The organism is Enorma timonensis (assembly GCF_000321165.1).
In the GTDB taxonomy this organism is placed as follows: Bacteria; Actinomycetota; Coriobacteriia; order Coriobacteriales; family Coriobacteriaceae; genus Enorma.
Window position 1 is genome coordinate 125,234 of record NZ_CAPF01000014.1, and the last position, 15,603, is coordinate 140,836.

Annotated in this window: 17 protein-coding genes and 1 tRNA gene; all 18 read left to right on the forward strand. The window is 68.8% G+C overall.

Annotated features, from left to right (window positions below; translation table 11 throughout):
- The first annotated feature begins 3 nt into the window (after nt 1–3).
- The 18 genes from BN423_RS01755 (at nt 4) to BN423_RS01840 (ending at nt 15,510) form a co-directional block, all read left to right on the forward strand.
- Nucleotides 4–675, forward strand: coding sequence for a site-2 protease family protein (locus BN423_RS01755; RefSeq protein ID WP_019238561.1), 672 nt, complete (start codon nt 4–6; stop codon nt 673–675).
- Nucleotides 676–737: 62 nt separating this feature from the next.
- Nucleotides 738–1,574 (forward strand): segregation and condensation protein A, encoded by an 837-nt coding sequence (locus BN423_RS01760; protein ID WP_019238562.1) that lies wholly within the window; start codon nt 738–740, stop codon nt 1,572–1,574.
- Between the two features lie 11 nt (nt 1,575–1,585).
- Nucleotides 1,586–2,311 (forward strand): SMC-Scp complex subunit ScpB, encoded by a 726-nt coding sequence (scpB, locus tag BN423_RS01765; protein WP_019238563.1) that lies wholly within the window; start codon nt 1,586–1,588, stop codon nt 2,309–2,311.
- Nucleotides 2,292–3,086 carry a pseudouridine synthase gene (locus BN423_RS01770; RefSeq protein WP_019238564.1) on the forward strand — a complete coding sequence of 265 codons (795 nt, stop codon included), beginning with the start codon at nt 2,292–2,294 and terminating at the stop codon, nt 3,084–3,086. Before scpB ends, BN423_RS01770 begins: the two co-directional genes overlap by 20 nt.
- 72 nt (nt 3,087–3,158) lie before the next feature.
- A complete protein-coding gene (gene cmk / locus BN423_RS01775; protein WP_019238565.1) occupies nt 3,159–3,836 on the forward strand; it encodes a (d)CMP kinase in 678 nt (225 codons plus the stop codon).
- A gap of 2 nt (nt 3,837–3,838) precedes the next feature.
- The gene (locus BN423_RS01780; RefSeq protein WP_019238566.1) at nt 3,839–4,564 is read left to right on the forward strand and encodes a lysophospholipid acyltransferase family protein; all 726 of its coding nucleotides are present in this window, start codon (nt 3,839–3,841) and stop codon (nt 4,562–4,564) included.
- A 2-nt stretch (nt 4,565–4,566) separates the two neighbouring features.
- Complete coding sequence (locus BN423_RS01785) at nt 4,567–5,418, forward strand: 4-hydroxy-3-methylbut-2-enyl diphosphate reductase (RefSeq protein ID WP_019238567.1); 852 nt, start codon at nt 4,567–4,569, stop codon at nt 5,416–5,418.
- A gap of 5 nt (nt 5,419–5,423) precedes the next feature.
- Nucleotides 5,424–6,812 carry a DUF512 domain-containing protein gene (locus tag BN423_RS01790; protein ID WP_019247070.1) on the forward strand — a complete coding sequence of 463 codons (1,389 nt, stop codon included), beginning with the start codon at nt 5,424–5,426 and terminating at the stop codon, nt 6,810–6,812.
- Nucleotides 6,813–6,848: 36 nt separating this feature from the next.
- Nucleotides 6,849–8,189 (forward strand): ribosome biogenesis GTPase Der, encoded by a 1,341-nt coding sequence (gene der, locus BN423_RS01795; RefSeq protein ID WP_019238569.1) that lies wholly within the window; start codon nt 6,849–6,851, stop codon nt 8,187–8,189.
- 1 nt (nt 8,190) lies between these two features.
- Nucleotides 8,191–8,853, forward strand: coding sequence for a glycerol-3-phosphate 1-O-acyltransferase PlsY (plsY, locus tag BN423_RS01800; protein WP_019238570.1), 663 nt, complete (start codon nt 8,191–8,193; stop codon nt 8,851–8,853).
- Nucleotides 8,854–8,856: 3 nt separating this feature from the next.
- Nucleotides 8,857–9,864, forward strand: a complete 1,008-nt coding sequence (locus tag BN423_RS01805; RefSeq protein WP_019238571.1) for an NAD(P)H-dependent glycerol-3-phosphate dehydrogenase — start codon at nt 8,857–8,859, stop codon at nt 9,862–9,864.
- A gap of 59 nt (nt 9,865–9,923) precedes the next feature.
- Nucleotides 9,924–10,604: a ribulose-phosphate 3-epimerase gene (rpe, locus tag BN423_RS01810; protein ID WP_019238572.1), complete on the forward strand. Its 681-nt coding sequence runs from the start codon at nt 9,924–9,926 to the stop codon at nt 10,602–10,604.
- Nucleotides 10,601–11,776, forward strand: coding sequence for a cysteine desulfurase family protein (locus BN423_RS01815; RefSeq protein ID WP_026088981.1), 1,176 nt, complete (start codon nt 10,601–10,603; stop codon nt 11,774–11,776). The genes rpe and BN423_RS01815 overlap by 4 nt, the downstream gene beginning before the upstream one ends.
- The gene (locus tag BN423_RS01820; protein WP_019238575.1) at nt 11,773–12,591 is read left to right on the forward strand and encodes a Nif3-like dinuclear metal center hexameric protein; all 819 of its coding nucleotides are present in this window, start codon (nt 11,773–11,775) and stop codon (nt 12,589–12,591) included. The genes BN423_RS01815 and BN423_RS01820 overlap by 4 nt, the downstream gene beginning before the upstream one ends.
- Nucleotides 12,588–13,316, forward strand: a complete 729-nt coding sequence (locus tag BN423_RS01825) for a zinc ribbon domain-containing protein (RefSeq protein WP_019238576.1) — start codon at nt 12,588–12,590, stop codon at nt 13,314–13,316. The genes BN423_RS01820 and BN423_RS01825 overlap by 4 nt, the downstream gene beginning before the upstream one ends.
- The gene (gene coaBC / locus BN423_RS01830) at nt 13,313–14,500 is read left to right on the forward strand and encodes a bifunctional phosphopantothenoylcysteine decarboxylase/phosphopantothenate--cysteine ligase CoaBC (RefSeq protein ID WP_019238577.1); all 1,188 of its coding nucleotides are present in this window, start codon (nt 13,313–13,315) and stop codon (nt 14,498–14,500) included. Before BN423_RS01825 ends, coaBC begins: the two co-directional genes overlap by 4 nt.
- Nucleotides 14,501–14,591: 91 nt before the next feature.
- Nucleotides 14,592–14,668 (forward strand) — tRNA-Pro (locus tag BN423_RS01835).
- A gap of 122 nt (nt 14,669–14,790) precedes the next feature.
- Complete coding sequence (locus tag BN423_RS01840) at nt 14,791–15,510, forward strand: CDP-alcohol phosphatidyltransferase family protein (protein ID WP_019238578.1); 720 nt, start codon at nt 14,791–14,793, stop codon at nt 15,508–15,510.
- Nucleotides 15,511–15,603: the final 93 nt, after the last annotated feature.

Here is a 15,603-nt window from a genome sequence, read left to right on the forward strand (position 1 = left end):
CACATGGGTCGTCTCGTCTCCATCCTCATCTCCGCCCTCGCGGTCATCATCGGCATCGTCGTGCACGAGAGCGCCCATGCGCTGACCGCCTATCTGCTCGGCGATTCGACGGCGCGCTCGCGCGGCCGCGTCTCGCTCAACCCCCTGAACCACATCGACCCCTTCGGCACGGTCATCCTCCCGCTGCTCATGGTGCTCGCGGGAGGCCCGGTGTTCGCTTACGCGAAACCCGTCCCCGTCTACCTCGGCAACCTCAAGCACCCCAAGCGCGATGAGATGCTCGTGGCGCTCTCGGGGCCGGTGTCGAACATCCTCATCGCGTGCCTGGGTGCGCTCGTGCTTTCCCTCGCGTCGCCGGCGCTCCTTTCGGGTGGCCTGTCCTTTCAGCTCTCGAACCTCATCGCCTCGTTCCTTATCACCTGCATGTCGGTGAACCTGTCGCTCGCCTTCTTCAACCTCATCCCGCTGCCGCCGCTCGACGGGTCGAGCATCCTCGTGCCCTTCCTGCACGGCGACGCGCTCAGCACCTATTACCAGGTCCAGCGCTACGCCATGCCGATCCTCATCATCGTGCTCTACCTGCTGCCCTCGCTCACGGGCATCGACATCATCGGCTGGTACTTCGACCTCACGGTCTATCCCATCTTGAACGCGCTGCTCTCGTTCGCCCTGTAGCGCATCTACGCTACACTATATGGGTTAGGTAATCGGGAAGCCGCGATTCGAGGGGAGGGGCGATGTCCTATCGCGTGACCACGCAGGCGTTCACCGGCCCCTTCGATTTGCTCCTGCAGCTCGTCTCGCGCCAGAAGGTGGATATCGGAGCGATCTCCATCGCCGAGGTGACCGACCAGTACCTCGCCGAGGTCGAGCGCATCGAGGCCCTCGATCTGGATGTGGCGAGCGACTTTTTGCTCGTGGCGGCGACGCTTCTCGACATCAAGGCGGCCTCGCTCGTACCCGACGACGCGCCCGTCCGCACGGATGACGACGACCTCGACGACGAGTACGCCGGCCTCGACGCCGCGTCGCTGCGCGAGGTGCTCATCCAGCGGCTCATCGCCTACAAGCAGTTCAAGGGGGCGGCCGCCGCCCTGGGCAGCCGCATGGAGGCCGAGAGCCGCATGCACCCGCGCGTGGCCGGCCCCGACCCCGAGTTCTTGAACCTTATGCCCGACTACCTCAAGGACATCACGCTGCGCGGCCTCGCCGTGATCTGCGCGGACCTCGACAGCCGCCGCGAGACGTTTCTCCTCGAGGCCGAGCACGTGGCGCCGAAGCGCGTGCCCATCGAGCTCACTGTCGCCTCCGTGGACCGCTTCACGCGCGCCAACGAGCACACCACGTTCCGCGCGCTCCTCGATGCCGACTCCACGACCGAGCAGCTCGTGGCGACCTTCCTCGCCATCCTCGAGCTCGCGAAGCGCGGCTCCATCACGCTCGAGCAAGACGACCTCTTCGGCGAGATCCGCATCGACCGCGTTGAGGGCGCGCCCGAGTACCATCCGGGCGAGGCGCTCGAGGACGACTACGACCATGCCGACAGCTCCGCGCCGGACGCGTCCAGCAGGTAAGGGGATCTAGCATGAACGATCTTGAACCGTTGAGCCCGCTCTCGCCGAAGGGCGCCCTCGAGGCGCTGCTTCTCGTGTCGAGCGATCCGGTGAGCGCGAGCACGCTCGCCCAGGCCATCGACATCACGCCGGGCGAGGCGGCGTCGCTGCTCGCCGAGCTCAAGGTGGAATATGAGGAGGCGAACCGGGGCTTCCAGCTGCGTGAGGTCGCGGGCGGCTGGCGACTCTTCACGCACCCCGCCTACCACGACCAGGTGGAGGCCTACGTGCTCTCCTGGGACACCCAGCGCCTGTCGCAGGCGGCCCTCGAGACGCTCGCCGTGATCGCCTACCACCAGCCCGTGACGCGCGAGACCGTGAAGGGCATCCGCGGCGTGAACTCCGACGGCGTCATCTCCTCGCTCGTCGACAAGGGGCTCGTGCGCGAGGTCGGCCGCGACGCCCAGCGCGGCCAGGCGATCCTCTACGGCACGACCAACGCCTTCCTCGAGAAGTTCGGCCTGCGCTCGACCCGCGACCTGCCCGACCTCGAGCAGTTCGCGCCCGACGAGCAGTCGCGCCAGTTCATCCGCGAGCGCCTCTCCGGGCGCTCCATCGCATCGACCCTTGAGGAAACCGACGAGGACCTCGAGGAGGAGCGCGAGCTCATCGACGGCGCGGCAGAGGACGGCGGGTTCGACGAGGACGACGACCTCATGATCGTGGGCGACGCGACGGATGACGGTGACGATGCCTAGCGACGCGGCGGCGGGCACCTACCCGCACACGATGCGCCTCCAGCGCTTCCTGGCGCGCGCGGGCGTCGCAAGCCGTCGCGGCTCCGAGGCCCTCATGACGGCCGGCCGCGTGACGGTGAACGGCGAGGTGGCGTGCGAGTTGGGCACGAAGGTCGATGTCGACCGCGATGTGGTCGAGGTGGACGGGCAGCGCGTGAAGCTCGATGGCGGCGCGGTCTACCTCATGCTCAACAAGCCCGCGGGCTACCTCACCACCATGAGCGACCCGCAGGGCCGCCCCTGCGTGGCGGAGCTCGTCCCCACGGGCGCCCACCCCGGTCTCTTCCCGGTGGGCAGGCTCGACCTCGATACCACGGGGCTGCTCCTCTTCACGACTGACGGCGACCTCGGCCAGGCGCTGCTGCACCCCTCGCACCATGTGGAGAAGGTCTACGTCGCGCGCGTCGACGGGCGGGTCGCCGACCGCGAGCTCGAGCCCCTGCGCGCGGGCATCGTGCTCAACGACGGCCCCTGCCAGCCCGCCCCGTGCCGAGTGCTCAGACGTGCGGGCTCGACGAGCGTGGTCGAGATCCATCTGCGCGAAGGGCGGAAGAACCAGGTGAAGCGCATGCTCGGCGCCGTCGGGCACCCCGTGCTCGCCCTGCACCGCCCACGGTTCGGGCCGCTTGGGCTCGAGGGGCTTGCCGAGGGTGGCTGGCGCTACCTGACCGACGCCGAGGTGCGCGCGCTCCGCCGCGCCGCGGGTTTCGGGGAGGAGCCCGCGAACGCATCGTGATACCCTGATGAGACCGCGCCCGCCGTGCATACCGCCCGGGCGCGTATGAAGTGTGACGGAAGGATTACTTGCATGATCGTGGCAATAGACGGCCCCGCCGGCTCGGGGAAATCGACCATCGCGCGCGAGCTCGCGCAGCGCTTCGGGTTCGAGAAGCTCGATACGGGCGCGATGTACCGCGCGGTGGCGTTCACGGCCGCCGATCGCGGCATCGACCTGGACGATGAGCAGGGGGTCGAGGCGCTCGCGCGCACCATCACCATCCGATTCGCCCCGGTCGAGGGAGTCCTGCGCATCACCGTCGACGGCCGCGACGTGAGCCGCGAGATCCGTACGCCCGCCGTCGATGCGACCGTCTCGAAGGTGGCGGCCTATCCCGGCGTGCGCGAGGCCATGCTCGAGCCGCAGCGAGCCGTCGCAGAGGGCCATGACATCGTGGCCGAGGGGCGCGACATCGGCACGGTGGTGTTCCCGGACGCCGACGTGAAGGTCTTCCTCACAGCCGACCCCCGCGAGCGGGCGCGTCGCCGCGTCCTCCAGCGCCATGGAGGGGATGCGCCCGATGCCGAGGCGCTCGAGCGCGAGGTGGAGGAGACCCTCGCTGCGATCGAGCGGCGCGATGCGGCGGATGCCGGCCGCGCGGTCGCGCCGCTCGTCGAGGCACCCGACGCCGTCGAGATCGATTCCACCGCATACACCATCGACGAGGTCTGCGACCGCATCGCCCACCTCATCGAGGAAAGGCGCTAGCCATGGCACGGTTCTTCCACGACGAGGATTACTACTACGACCGCGGCATGCGCGAGAACCCCCCGGCGATACGCGCCCTCTACCTCGTCATCATCGCTATCCTCTACGCGTTCACGAAGGTCTTCTGGCGCTGGCGCGTCGAGCGTCCCGAGGAGCTCCTGCCGAAGGGCGAGACCGGCTCCATCATCATCTCGAACCACACGTCGATGGGCGAGGTGGTGGCGACCGTCTGCCATATCGTGCGCACGGGGCGCCGCGTTAGGCCCATCATGAAGTCCGAGTTCAACAAGAACCCCATCGTGCGCTGGTTCTTCGCGCGCGTGGGCGGCATCCCCGTGGACCGCGGCACCGCTGACATGAAATCGCTCCGTCGCGCCCAGCACGCCCTGAAGCGCGGCGAGGACGTCCTCATCTACCCCGAGGGGACGCGCATCCGCTCGGATGACCAACCCGTCGAGGTGCACGGCGGCTTCGCCCTCATCGCGCAGATGGCCAAGGCGCGCGTCGTGCCCATCGCCGTCTGCGGTTTCCGCGACATCACGCCCGAGGGGTCGCACATCATGCGGCCGCTCAAGACGTGGATCCGCTGCGGTGAGGGCCTCTCGCTCACCGACGCCCCTGCGGACGTGGGACGTCGCGAGCGCCTGCAATGGCTCGAGGACGAATCGATCCGCCGCATGTACGCGGTCCGCGACGAGCTGCGCGCCGAGCATCCGGGGAGGCGGTAGGCATGACCGCGAACATCCGCGTGGCCGACCACGCCGGCGCCTGCTATGGCGTCGAGCGCGCCCTCAAGCTCGCCCGTCGCTGCGGTGCGGAGGCAACGCCCCCCGTCCACACCTTGGGCCCGCTCATCCATAACCCGCTCGTCGTGCGCGACCTCGCGAGCTCCGGCGTCGAGCTCGCCGAGACGCTCGACGATGCGCGCGCGGGCACGCTCATCATCCGCACGCACGGCGTGGTGCCCGAGGTCGTCGACGCCGCCCGTGCGCGCGGGCTCGACGTGGTCGACGCCACCTGCCCGTACGTGAAGAAGGTGCACGACGCGGCCGCCCAGCTCACGCGCGAGGGCTACCAGCTGCTCGTGATCGGCGAGGCGGGGCACCCGGAGGTCGAGGGCATCCTCGGGCATGCCGGGGCGCCCGCGCAGGTGGTGGGGGAGGCCTCCGAGGTCGCCGGCCTCGCGCTCAAGCCGAAGGTCGGCGTCGTCGTGCAGACGACCCAGACCGCCCAGCGCCTCTCCGAGATCGTCGCCGCGCTCGCCCCGCGCGTGCGGGAGCTGCGCGTCGTGAACACCATCTGCAAGGCGACCGAGGAGAGGCAGCGGGCGGCAGCCGAGCTCGCGGCCGCTTCGGACTGCATGATCGTCGTGGGCGGCAAGAACTCCGGCAACACGCGCCGCCTGGCCGAGATCTGCGCCGCCGCGTGCGCGTCCACGCATCACATTGAATCCGAGGGCGAGCTCGACCCCGCTTGGTTCGCGGGCGCCCGCGAGGTGGGCATCACGGCCGGCGCCTCGACGCCGCAGGAGCATATCGACCGCGTCCGCGCGCGCATCGAGCAGATCATGAGCGGGGAGTGAACGAGATGCCCGAGCTTCCGCCCTATGCCCGCGAGCGCGCGGATTACGGCCGCTCGCGCGATGCCGACGCCCGGGGAGCCCTCGTCACCGCCGTCGCGCCCGAGTCCCCCGCCGACGACGCCGGGATCGAGCCGGGCATGCGCGTGCTCAGCGTCAACGGCGCGCCGCTCGCCGATATGGTCGACTGGCTCTGGGAGGCCTCCGACGCGACCTGCGAGCTCGAGGTGCTCGACGAGCGCGACGGCCTCATCGACACCGCTTACCTCGAGCGGCTTCCCGGCGAGGACTGGGGCATCGAGTTCGACGGCGCGGTCTTCGACGGCATGCGCACCTGCGTGAACGCCTGCACGTTCTGCTTCATGCGCATGCTGCCGCCGCACATGCGCGGCACGCTCTACATCCGCGACGACGACTACCGCCTGAGCTTTCTGCAGGGGAACTTCGTCACGCTCACGAACCTCTCGGACGAGGATGTGGAGCGCATCATCACGCACCGCCTGAGCCCCATGAACGTGTCGCTCCACGCGGTCTCCCCCGACGTGCGCCGCCGCCTCATGGGCAGAAACGCCGCGCGCGGCTTGGAGGTGCTCGAGCGGCTCATCGGGGCGGACATCGAGATCCACGCCCAGATCGTCCTCGTACCGGGTGAGAACGACGGTGTGGAGCTCGATCGCACGCTCGCGTGGTGCGCGGCGCGATCGCAGGTGACGAGCCTCGGCATCGTGCCGCTTGGCTATACCCGCTTCCAGGACCGCTTCACCGCATCGTATTCGGACGACCCCGCATCGGCCCGCGCCGTCATCGAGCAGGTGCGGCCCTACCAGGAGCGCGCTCGCGCCGAGCGCGGGCGCACCGTCTTCCAGCTCGCCGACGAGTTCTACCTCGACGCCGGGCTGCCCGTGCCCGAGGCCGCCTCCTATGACGGCTACCCGCAGTACTACGACGGCATCGGCATGATCCGGAGCTACCTCGACGAGGCTCTGGCGCTGCGCTCCGCGGAGGCCGCGCGCATCGAAGGCCTCCGCGAGCGCCTGCGCGCGGCGGGCCTGGAGCTCGTGGTCTTGAGCGGCGCCGCGGCCGCGCCGACCGTCGAGCGCTTCGTCGGAGAGCCGGGGCTTGGCGGGCTCGTCCTGCCCATCAAGAACGACTACTTCGGCGGCAACGTCGATGTCACGGGCCTCATCTGCGCCTGCGACATCCTCGCCCAGCTGCCCGGCGACCTCGCGCGGGTCATGTTGATTGTGCCGGACGCCATCTTCAACGCCGACGGCGTCACGCTGGACGGGTATCATCGGATGCGTCTCGTCGGGGAGCTCGAGGGGCGCGGGGCCACGGTCGCGGTGTCGTCGACCATGCCGAGCGACCTCCTCGCGACCTGCGAGCACATCGTCTAACACCCGGTGCGAGGGCACCGATACGAAGGAGTGCGCATGAAACCCATCGTCGCCATCGTGGGAAGGCCGAACGTCGGCAAGTCGACGCTCGTCAACCGCCTTGCGGGCACGAACGACGCCATCGTGCATGAGAGCCGCGGCGTGACGCGCGACCGCTCGTACCACGACGCGGATTGGAACGGACGCGAGTTCACGCTCGTCGACACGGGCGGCATCGAGCCCATGAAGAGCGATGACGTCTTCTCCACCTCGATCCGCGACCAGGCGCTCGCCGCCGCGGAGGAGGCCGATGTGGTCCTCTTCGTCGTCGACGGCTCCGTGGGCGTCACCGAGGAGGACGAATCGGTCGCGCGCATGCTGAAGCGCGTGAAGAAGCCGGTCCTCCTGCTCGTGAACAAGCTCGACAACCCCGCCCGCGAGGACGAGCGCCTCTGGGAGTTCTACTCGCTCGGCATCGGCGACCCCCGTCCCATCTCCGCGCACCACGGGCACGGCACGGGCGACCTGCTCGATGAGGTCGTGTCGCTTTTGCCCGAGGAAGGGGAGGACGAGGACGATCCCTATCCCGATGCGCTCGGCGTCGCGATCATCGGCCGCCCGAACGCGGGCAAGTCGTCGCTCTTCAACAAGATCATCGGTTCGGAGCGCTCCATCGTCTCCGACATCGCGGGCACCACGCGCGATGCCATCGACACCTACGTGGAGCGCGACGGACGCCGCTACCGCCTCGTGGACACGGCGGGCATCCGTAAGAAGAGCACCGTGTACGAGAACATCGAGTACTACTCCATGGTGCGCGGGCTCCGTGCCATCGATCGCGCCGACGTGGCGCTGCTCGTCGTGGATTCCGGCGTCGGGATGACCGAGCAGGACCAGAAGGTCGCGAACCTCGCCATCGACCGCGGCTGCGCCCTCGTGATCCTGCTCAACAAGTGGGACCTCCTCGACGACGACTACAAGCGCGAGCAGGCCCTCGACACGGTGAACCGTCGCATGACGCTTGCCCCCTGGGCGCCCATCCTGCGCATCTCGGCGCTCACGGGCCGCTCGGTCGAGAAGATCTGGAAGCTCATCGACGCCGCGGCCGCCGAGCGCGCCAAGACCATCTCCACCTCGGCGCTCAACCGCTTCCTCACGGGGCTGCGCGAGTTCGGCCATACCGTCGTGGACGGCAAGCGCCGCCTGCGCATGCACTACGTGACGCAGACCGGCACGAACCCGCCCGCCTTCACCTTCTTCGTGAACCACCCCGACCTCGTGAACGACACGTACCGCCGCTACGTCGAGAACCGCATGCGCGCCGAGTTCGGCTTCGAGGGCACGCCCATCCGCCTGTACTTCCACAAGAAGCACGATCGCAAGGAAGCGGGGGAGTAACATGACCTATGGAGTGGATGTGGCGGTCTACGCCACGCTCGGCTTGATGCTCGTGTCCTACCTCATTTGCGGGATCCCCTTCGGGAAGATCCTCGCCAAGGCCATGAGCCACAAGGACCTGCAGCACGAGGGGTCGGGCAACATCGGCACCACGAACGCGCTTCGGGTCGCCGGTCCCAAGGTGGCGGCGCTCACGCTCGTCTGCGACCTGCTCAAGGGCACGATCTGCATGCGGGCCGCCATGGGCGTCCTATGGGGGATCTCCTGGGCGCCCGGGGTGAGCGTCCAGCTCATGGTGGCCTTCGTGGCGCTCGCCTGCCTCTATGGGCACATCTTCTCGCCCTACCTGCACTTCCACGGCGGCAAGGGCATCGCCACAGGCGTGGGCATCCTGTTCGGGTTCTTCTGGCCGCTCGCCCTCATCCACCTCGCGATCTTCATCATGCTCGTCGCGATCACGCGGTACGTCTCCGTGGGCTCGATCGTGACGGCGGCGCTCGTCCCGCTCACCGTCTCCATCCTCGTGCCCTATCTTTCCCCTGCCGTCATCGCGGTGTGGGCGCTTCTGGGTTGGACGGTCGTGTGGGCGCATCGGGCGAACATCGCGCGCCTGCGCGCCGGTACGGAATCGAAGCTGTCCTTCGGCAGCAAGAAGGAGGGGTAAGCCGTGAAGGTCACCGTCATCGGCGCCGGATCGTGGGGGACGGCGATCGCCGGCGTCGCGGCCGCGCGGGCCGACGAGGTCATGCTGTGGTCGCATGACGAGCCGGTGCCCGCCGGCATCAGCGAGCACCATCGCAACCCGCTCTACCTCACCGATTACACGCTGCCCGATAACGTGCGCGCCACGGGTTACTTCTGTGAGGCGCTCGAGGGCGCCGAGGGTGTCATCGTCGTCGTGCCGTCGCCCTTCATCCGCGCGACCATCCACGGGGCCGCCCCGTACATCGCCGCCGATGTGCCCGTGCTCTGCCTCACGAAGGGCATCGAGCCGGGGACGGGCAAGCTCATGACGGAGGTCGTGGAAGAGGAGCTCGGCCACCCGGAGCGCGTCGCCGCGCTTTCCGGCCCCAACCACGCCGAGGAGATCTGCCGCGGCACGCTCGCCGCCGCCGTGGTGGCCTCCGAGCACCCGGGCGTCGTCGCCTTCTTCAAGGACCTGCTCATCTCGCCCGCGTTCAGGCTCTACGCGTCCTCTGACGTCGTGGGCGTCGAGACGTGCGGCGCGGTGAAGAACGTCATCGCCATCGTCTGCGGCATCGCGGCGGGGTCGGGCTACGGCGACAACACGCTTGCGCTCATCATGACCCGCGGCCTGGCCGAGATCAGCCGCATCGTGCACGCGCGCGGCGGCGACCCCATGACCTGCATGGGCCTTGCCGGCATGGGCGACCTCGTGGTGACGTGCACCTCCGAGCACTCCCGCAACCGCTCCTTCGGCGTCGCCTTCGCCCATGGCGAATCGCTCGATGCCTACCAGGCGCGCACACACATGGTGGTCGAGGGGGCCGCGGCCGCGAAGAGCACCGCCGAGCTCTGCCGGCACCTCGGCGTGGACGCGCCCATCACGTTCTGCCTCGAGGCGGCGCTCTACCGCGGCATGACGCTCGACGAGGCGCTCGAGGCCCTCATCGTGCGCACGCCCACCGAGGAGTTCTACGGGCTCGACCGGTAGCGGTAGCCGCGGGCACATCCCCCAATCGCGATTCCGACATACACGCTGAAAGGAACGACATGAGCTTCGAACCCCGCATCGCACCATCGATCCTCTCCGCCGACATCGCCTACCTTGCGCGCGACCTCGAGCGCATCTCGCATGCCGACCTCATCCACGTCGATGTCATGGACGGCCACTTCACCGGCAACCTCACGTTCGGGCCGAACGTCGTGGCCGCCTGCAACCGCGTGACCGACATCCCGCTCGACGTGCACATGATGGTCTCGAACCCTGACGAGACGATCGATTGGTACCTCGATGCGGGGGCGGACATCATCACCGTCCACGCCGAGGCCTCGACGCACCTGCACCGCACCGTCTCCCACATCAAGGAGCGCGGGGCCCAGGCAGGTGCCGTCTTGAACCCCGCCACGCCCGTGGGCGCGCTCGAGGACATCTTGACCGACCTCGACATGGTGCTCGTCATGAGCGTGAACCCCGGGTTCGGCGGCCAGCGCTTCATCGAGGGCACCTATACCAAGATCGAGCGGCTTGCCGCGCTCTGCGACCGCGTCGGCGCCCGCCCGCGCATCGAGGTCGACGGGGGCATCTCCGCGGGGAACATCGAGCGGGTCGCCGCAGCGGGCGCGGACACCTTCGTCGCGGGTTCCGCCGTGTACGGCGCCGCCGACCCGAACGCGGAGATCGACCGCATGCGCGCGCTCGCGAAGGCCGCGCTCGAGGGCGCCCGTTCATGAACCCGACTCGCATGGTGAACCTCGACTACGCCGCGTCGACCCCGCTTCGCCCGGAAGCCATCGACGCCCTGCGCGCCTATGACGCATCGCGCATCGCGGGCGCGAACCCCAACTCGCTCCATTCGCTAGGGAGGGAGGCCGCCGCGGCGCTCGAGCGCGCACGTCGTGACGTCGCCCGCTCTCTCGGTACCGCCGTGCGCCCCCAGGAGGTCGTCTTCACCTCGGGCGGCACGGAGGCCAATGTGCTCGCGCTCACGGGCATCGCGGAGGCCGTGCGCGCGCATGAGCCGAACCGTACGCGCATCGTGACCTCCGCGATCGAACACGATTCCGTCCTCGATAACCTGTCCGCGCTCAGGCGATCGGGTTTCACCGTTGACGTCGTGAAGCCGGGCGCCCATGGGCGCATCGAGCCGGATGACCTCGAGCGGGTGCTCGGGGACGACGTCGCGCTCGTTTCGATCATGTTCGCGAACAACGAGACGGGGGCGCTCCAGCCCATCCGCGCGCTCGCCCAGGCCGCGCATGCAAGGGGCGCGCGCTTTCACACCGACGCCATCCAGGGCTATCTCCACGTGCCCATCGACGTGGACGCGCTCGGCGTCGACGCGCTCTCACTCGCCGGCCACAAGGTCGGCGCCCCGGTGAGCGTGGGCGCGCTCTACCTCAGGCGCGCGACGCCGTTCTCGCCCCAGGCGCGCGGCGGTGGACAGGAGGCGGGGCGCCGCCCGGGCACGCAGGACGTGCGCTCCGCGCTCGCCCTCGCTGCGGTCGCCCGCCTGCTCGCCCCGAACGCTGAGGCCGATTGGACACGCCTTCGGGAGCTCTCCGGAGCGCTCTACGAGCGCCTCACCACCTCGAGCCGCATCCACGCGACGCTCGGTCTGCCGGTGCCCGCCGAGCGCCTCGGCGGCATCGTGTCCGTGTACGTGGACGGGTTCGAGTCCGAGGACCTCATCCTCCGCCTCGACCAGCGCGGCTTCTGCGTCTCCGCCGGCTCCGCCTGCTCGAGCGCGAGCGCGGAGGCGAGCCATGTCCTCACGGCGATGGGGCTTCCCGGCGAGGCGGCGAACGGGTCGCTCCGTATCTCGTTCGATGACCGCGTCGATCCAGATGACCTTGTCGCGTTCGCCGACGCGCTGCTCGACATCGTGGAAGGGAGCCGTCCATGAAGGTGCGCGAGCTTGAGGCCGCCCTATTCGATGCCTTCCCGCGCGAGCAGGCGGAAGCGTGGGACCATGTCGGCCTTTCCGTCGGCGACCCCGCCGACGAGGTGCGCCTCGTGCGCGTGGCGCTCGATGCCACGGCCGAGGAGGTGCGCGCGGCGCATGCGATGGGTGCGAACGTCCTCGTCGCGCATCATCCCGTCTACATCGAGGCGCCTGATGCCTTCACGCCGCTCGCGTCCGACCGCCCCCAGGCGGGCGCAGCGGTCTTCGAGGCCGCTCGGCTCGGGGTGAGCGTGCTCTCGTTCCATACGAACCTCGATCGCTCGCTCGCGGCGCGGGAGGCGCTTCCGGCGCGCCTGGGAATCACGTCCGCGACCTCGCTCGAGCATGCGGACGATCCCGCGGTGCCCGGCTACGGTGCGATCGCAGACGTTGAACCCTGCACCCTGCGCGACCTCGCCGCGCGTGCCGCGGAAGCCCTCGACGTCGACCTGCGCGTCTGGGGCGCGCCCGCATCCCAGGTGACGCGCGTCGCCTTCATGGGCGGCAGCCTCGGCCATTTCGGTGACCTCGCGCTCCGCGCGGGGGCGGACGCCATCGTCTGCGGCGAGGCAGGGTATCATGTGTGCCAGGATTTGGCCGCGCGCGGCCTCGGTGTCGTGCTGCTGGGGCACGACGTCTCCGAGGAGCCCTTCTGCCAGGTGCTCGCATGCGCATGCGAGCACGCGGGGATAGCTCCCGAGCGCATCGCGGTCGCGGAGCGCACGCGGAGGAAAGAACGCCCATGGTGGACCTACACGGGAGGAAGACTTGCATGAATGATGGTGCACGCCTGCTGAAGCTGCAGGAAACCGACCTCGAGCTGCAGCGCCTGCGCCTCGAGCTCTCCAAGCTCCCCGAGCTCATCGAGCTGCAGCGCCTGCGCAAGCACCTTGCGCGCGCCCGCGAGGAGATGCTCAAGGTGAAGGGCGCCCGCAAGGATATCGAGACGGATCTCTCGGATCTTGCCGATGAAGAGGCCTATTACCGCGAGCAGGTCGAGGGCGCGCAGGCGAAGGCGGCGCGGCTCACGGACTACCGCGAGGTGCAGGACCTCGAGATCGAGCTCTCGAACCTCGCCAAGGCCCTCGACAAGGTCGCGTTCGACCAGCGCGAGCGCGAGGGGGCACTTGACCGCGTACTCGAACGCGAGGCGAAAGGTACCACCGCCATCGAGCGCCTCGAGGGCCAGGTCAAGGCGCAGGCGGTGCGCGCCCGTGAGGTCGCGACCGACATCCAGGAGCGCATCGCCGCCGCCCAGGCGGAACGCGAGCGCCTGCACGCCGCGCTCGGCGAGGAGCTTCAGCGCGCGTATGAGCAGGCAGCCGCCACGTTCAAGGGCCTCGGCGTCGAGGCGCTCCGCGACGACACGCCCACCCTCTGCCGCACGAAGCTCATGGAGTCGTCGCTCGATGAGGTCAAGCGCGGCGGGCAGATCACCGAATGCCCCTATTGCCACCGCATCCTCGTGGTCGATGCGGACGACGAGGGGGATGCATCGTGAGCGCGCTCGAGGGGCGCTGCGCGCTCGTCTGCGTGACGGGCTGCATCGCGGCATACAAGGCGTGCGAGCTCGTGCGCGAGCTTCAGCGCCGCGGCGCGCGCGCCAAGGTGCTCATGAGCGAGCATGCGACGCACTTCGTGGATCCCACGACCTTCCGCGCGCTCACGCGCGAGCCCGTGGCGCTCGGCCTCTTCGATGACCCGAGCGATCCCATCCACCACATCTCGCTCGCGAAGGAAGCCGACGTCATCATCGTCGCCCCGGCTACCGCGAACGTCATCGCGAAGATGGCGGCGGGTATCGCCGACGACCTGCTCTCCACGACGCTCCTTGCCGCGACCTCGCCCATCGTGGTCGCCCCCGCGATGAACGCGAACATGTGGCGCGCGCAGGTCACGCAGGAGAACATGGCGACCCTGCGGGAACGCGGCGTCGCGCAGGTGGGGCCTGGCTCGGGCTACCTCGCGTGCGGGGATGTCGACGAGGGGAGGCTCATCGAAGTCGAGCTCATCGCCGATGCGGCTGAGCGCGCGCTCGCCGCGTCGCAGGCGCTCGCAGGGGAGCGCGTGCTCATCACGGCCGGGCCCACCCATGAGCCCATCGACCCGGTGCGCTTCATCGGGAACCGCTCCTCGGGCAAGATGGGCATCGCGCTCGCCCGCGCCGCGCGCGACATGGGCGCCGAGGTCACGCTCGTGCTCGGCCCCTGCGATGCGCCGGCGCCCCACGGCATGCGGGTCGAGCGGGTCGAGACGGCGCAGGAGATGCTCGATGCGGCGCTCACGTCGTTCGAGCAGGCGACGATGGCCATCTGCGCCGCCGCGGTCGCGGACTACACCCCCGCGCATCCCGCGGACCATAAGCTCAAGAAGGGCATCGAGCCGCTCTCCTCCATCGAGCTCGTTCCCACGGAAGACATCCTGCGCGCCCTCTCCGAGCGCAAGGGGGACCGGGTCGTGGTGGGCTTCGCCGCCGAGACGGGAGATCCCGTGGCGTACGCCCGGCGCAAGCTCGACCGCAAGGGCTGCGACGCCATCGTCGCGAACGACGTGAGCCGCAGCGATTCCGGCTTCGGAAGCGATACCGACAAGGCCTGGTGGGTCACGGCGGACGGCGTCGAGGAGCTGCCCGTCCTTGCGAAGGCTGAGCTCGCGCGCGAGATCCTCCAGCGCATGGCGAGCTAAACCGCGGCGCTTCAAGGTTTTCATAATTCGTGCTTGCATAATGGGCACGACTTGAGTAAAGTATCTTTTGCTGTGCGATGCAGCACGGTTACGGGACGTGGCGCAGTTTGGTAGCGCACTTGACTGGGGGTCAAGGGGTCGCTGGTTCAAATCCAGTCGTCCCGACCAGATTATTCAGGGCGCCGGATGGATCCGGCGCCCTTTTTGTATACTGTCGCCGGGCTTAACGCTCCTGCCTTTGGGTATCATCCAAAGCAGTGTGTGCCAGGTTGATTCGCTAGGGGAGTATCGTGGGAATTCGCAGGAAGGTCAAGCGGGAGCTCGTCGGCACGTCCGAGTTTCCCTCGAACCAGGTCTTCACGATCTCGAATTTCATCACCGCGCTCCGCCTCGTCCTCACCTTCGTCTTTCTCTATCTCTTCATCACCGATGTCAATCGCTATGTCTGCCTCGTGATCTACGCCATCGCTGCGAGCACGGACTGGCTCGACGGCACCATCGCGCGCAAGACGCATACGGTGAGCTGGCTCGGCAAGCTCATGGATCCCGTCGTCGACCGCGCCCTGCTCTTCACCGGCGTGCTCGGGCTCGTGGTGCGCCAGGAGCTCCCGCTGTGGGTCTGCGTCGTCATCATCGCGCGCGACGTCTACCTCGCCATCGGCAACGTCATCGTGCGCCGCTTCCACAAGCGCCCCATCGATGTCGTCTATACCGGCAAGGCCGCTACGGCCCTGCTCATGACCGGCTTCTCCCTCATGCTGCTCGGCCTGCCGAAGGTTCCCGGCCTCGGCATCCTGGGCGCCTACGCGCCGCTGTTCCCCGGCCTCGACGGCCGCACCGTGCCCCTCGGGATGTACCTCGTGTACCTCGGCGTCGCGTTCTCGCTCATCACGGCCGTCATCTACACGGTGAAGGGCGCCCTCGCGGCCAAGCGCGCCATCGAGCACCCCGAGGATGAGGACGAGGATTTCCTCAACCCGGAAATCGTGGAGGGTGACGGGGTATCCTGAGCTCGCCCGCACGAGGGCGTTCCCGTGCGGTAGAATAGGCGCAGAGCTATGATGTCTGGCCGAGGATGCCTCGGCTTATCGTGTGTTGGGAGA

Excerpts from the sequence above, each read along its gene's own strand:
- BN423_RS01755 (WP_019238561.1), top strand. The coding sequence starts at position 4 with ATGGGTCGTCTCGTCTCCATCCTCATCTCCGCCCTCGCGGTCATCATC.
- BN423_RS01760 (WP_019238562.1), top strand. The coding sequence starts at position 738 with ATGTCCTATCGCGTGACCACGCAGGCGTTCACCGGCCCCTTCGATTTG.
- scpB (WP_019238563.1), top strand. The coding sequence starts at position 1,586 with ATGAACGATCTTGAACCGTTGAGCCCGCTCTCGCCGAAGGGCGCCCTC.
- BN423_RS01770 (WP_019238564.1), top strand. The coding sequence starts at position 2,292 with ATGACGGTGACGATGCCTAGCGACGCGGCGGCGGGCACCTACCCGCAC.
- cmk (WP_019238565.1), top strand. The coding sequence starts at position 3,159 with ATGATCGTGGCAATAGACGGCCCCGCCGGCTCGGGGAAATCGACCATC.
- BN423_RS01780 (WP_019238566.1), top strand. The coding sequence starts at position 3,839 with ATGGCACGGTTCTTCCACGACGAGGATTACTACTACGACCGCGGCATG.
- BN423_RS01785 (WP_019238567.1), top strand. The coding sequence starts at position 4,567 with ATGACCGCGAACATCCGCGTGGCCGACCACGCCGGCGCCTGCTATGGC.
- BN423_RS01790 (WP_019247070.1), top strand. The coding sequence starts at position 5,424 with ATGCCCGAGCTTCCGCCCTATGCCCGCGAGCGCGCGGATTACGGCCGC.
- der (WP_019238569.1), top strand. The coding sequence starts at position 6,849 with ATGAAACCCATCGTCGCCATCGTGGGAAGGCCGAACGTCGGCAAGTCG.
- plsY (WP_019238570.1), top strand. The coding sequence starts at position 8,191 with ATGACCTATGGAGTGGATGTGGCGGTCTACGCCACGCTCGGCTTGATG.
- rpe (WP_019238572.1), top strand. The coding sequence starts at position 9,924 with ATGAGCTTCGAACCCCGCATCGCACCATCGATCCTCTCCGCCGACATC.
- BN423_RS01815 (WP_026088981.1), top strand. The coding sequence starts at position 10,601 with ATGAACCCGACTCGCATGGTGAACCTCGACTACGCCGCGTCGACCCCG.
- BN423_RS01820 (WP_019238575.1), top strand. The coding sequence starts at position 11,773 with ATGAAGGTGCGCGAGCTTGAGGCCGCCCTATTCGATGCCTTCCCGCGC.
- BN423_RS01825 (WP_019238576.1), top strand. The coding sequence starts at position 12,588 with ATGAATGATGGTGCACGCCTGCTGAAGCTGCAGGAAACCGACCTCGAG.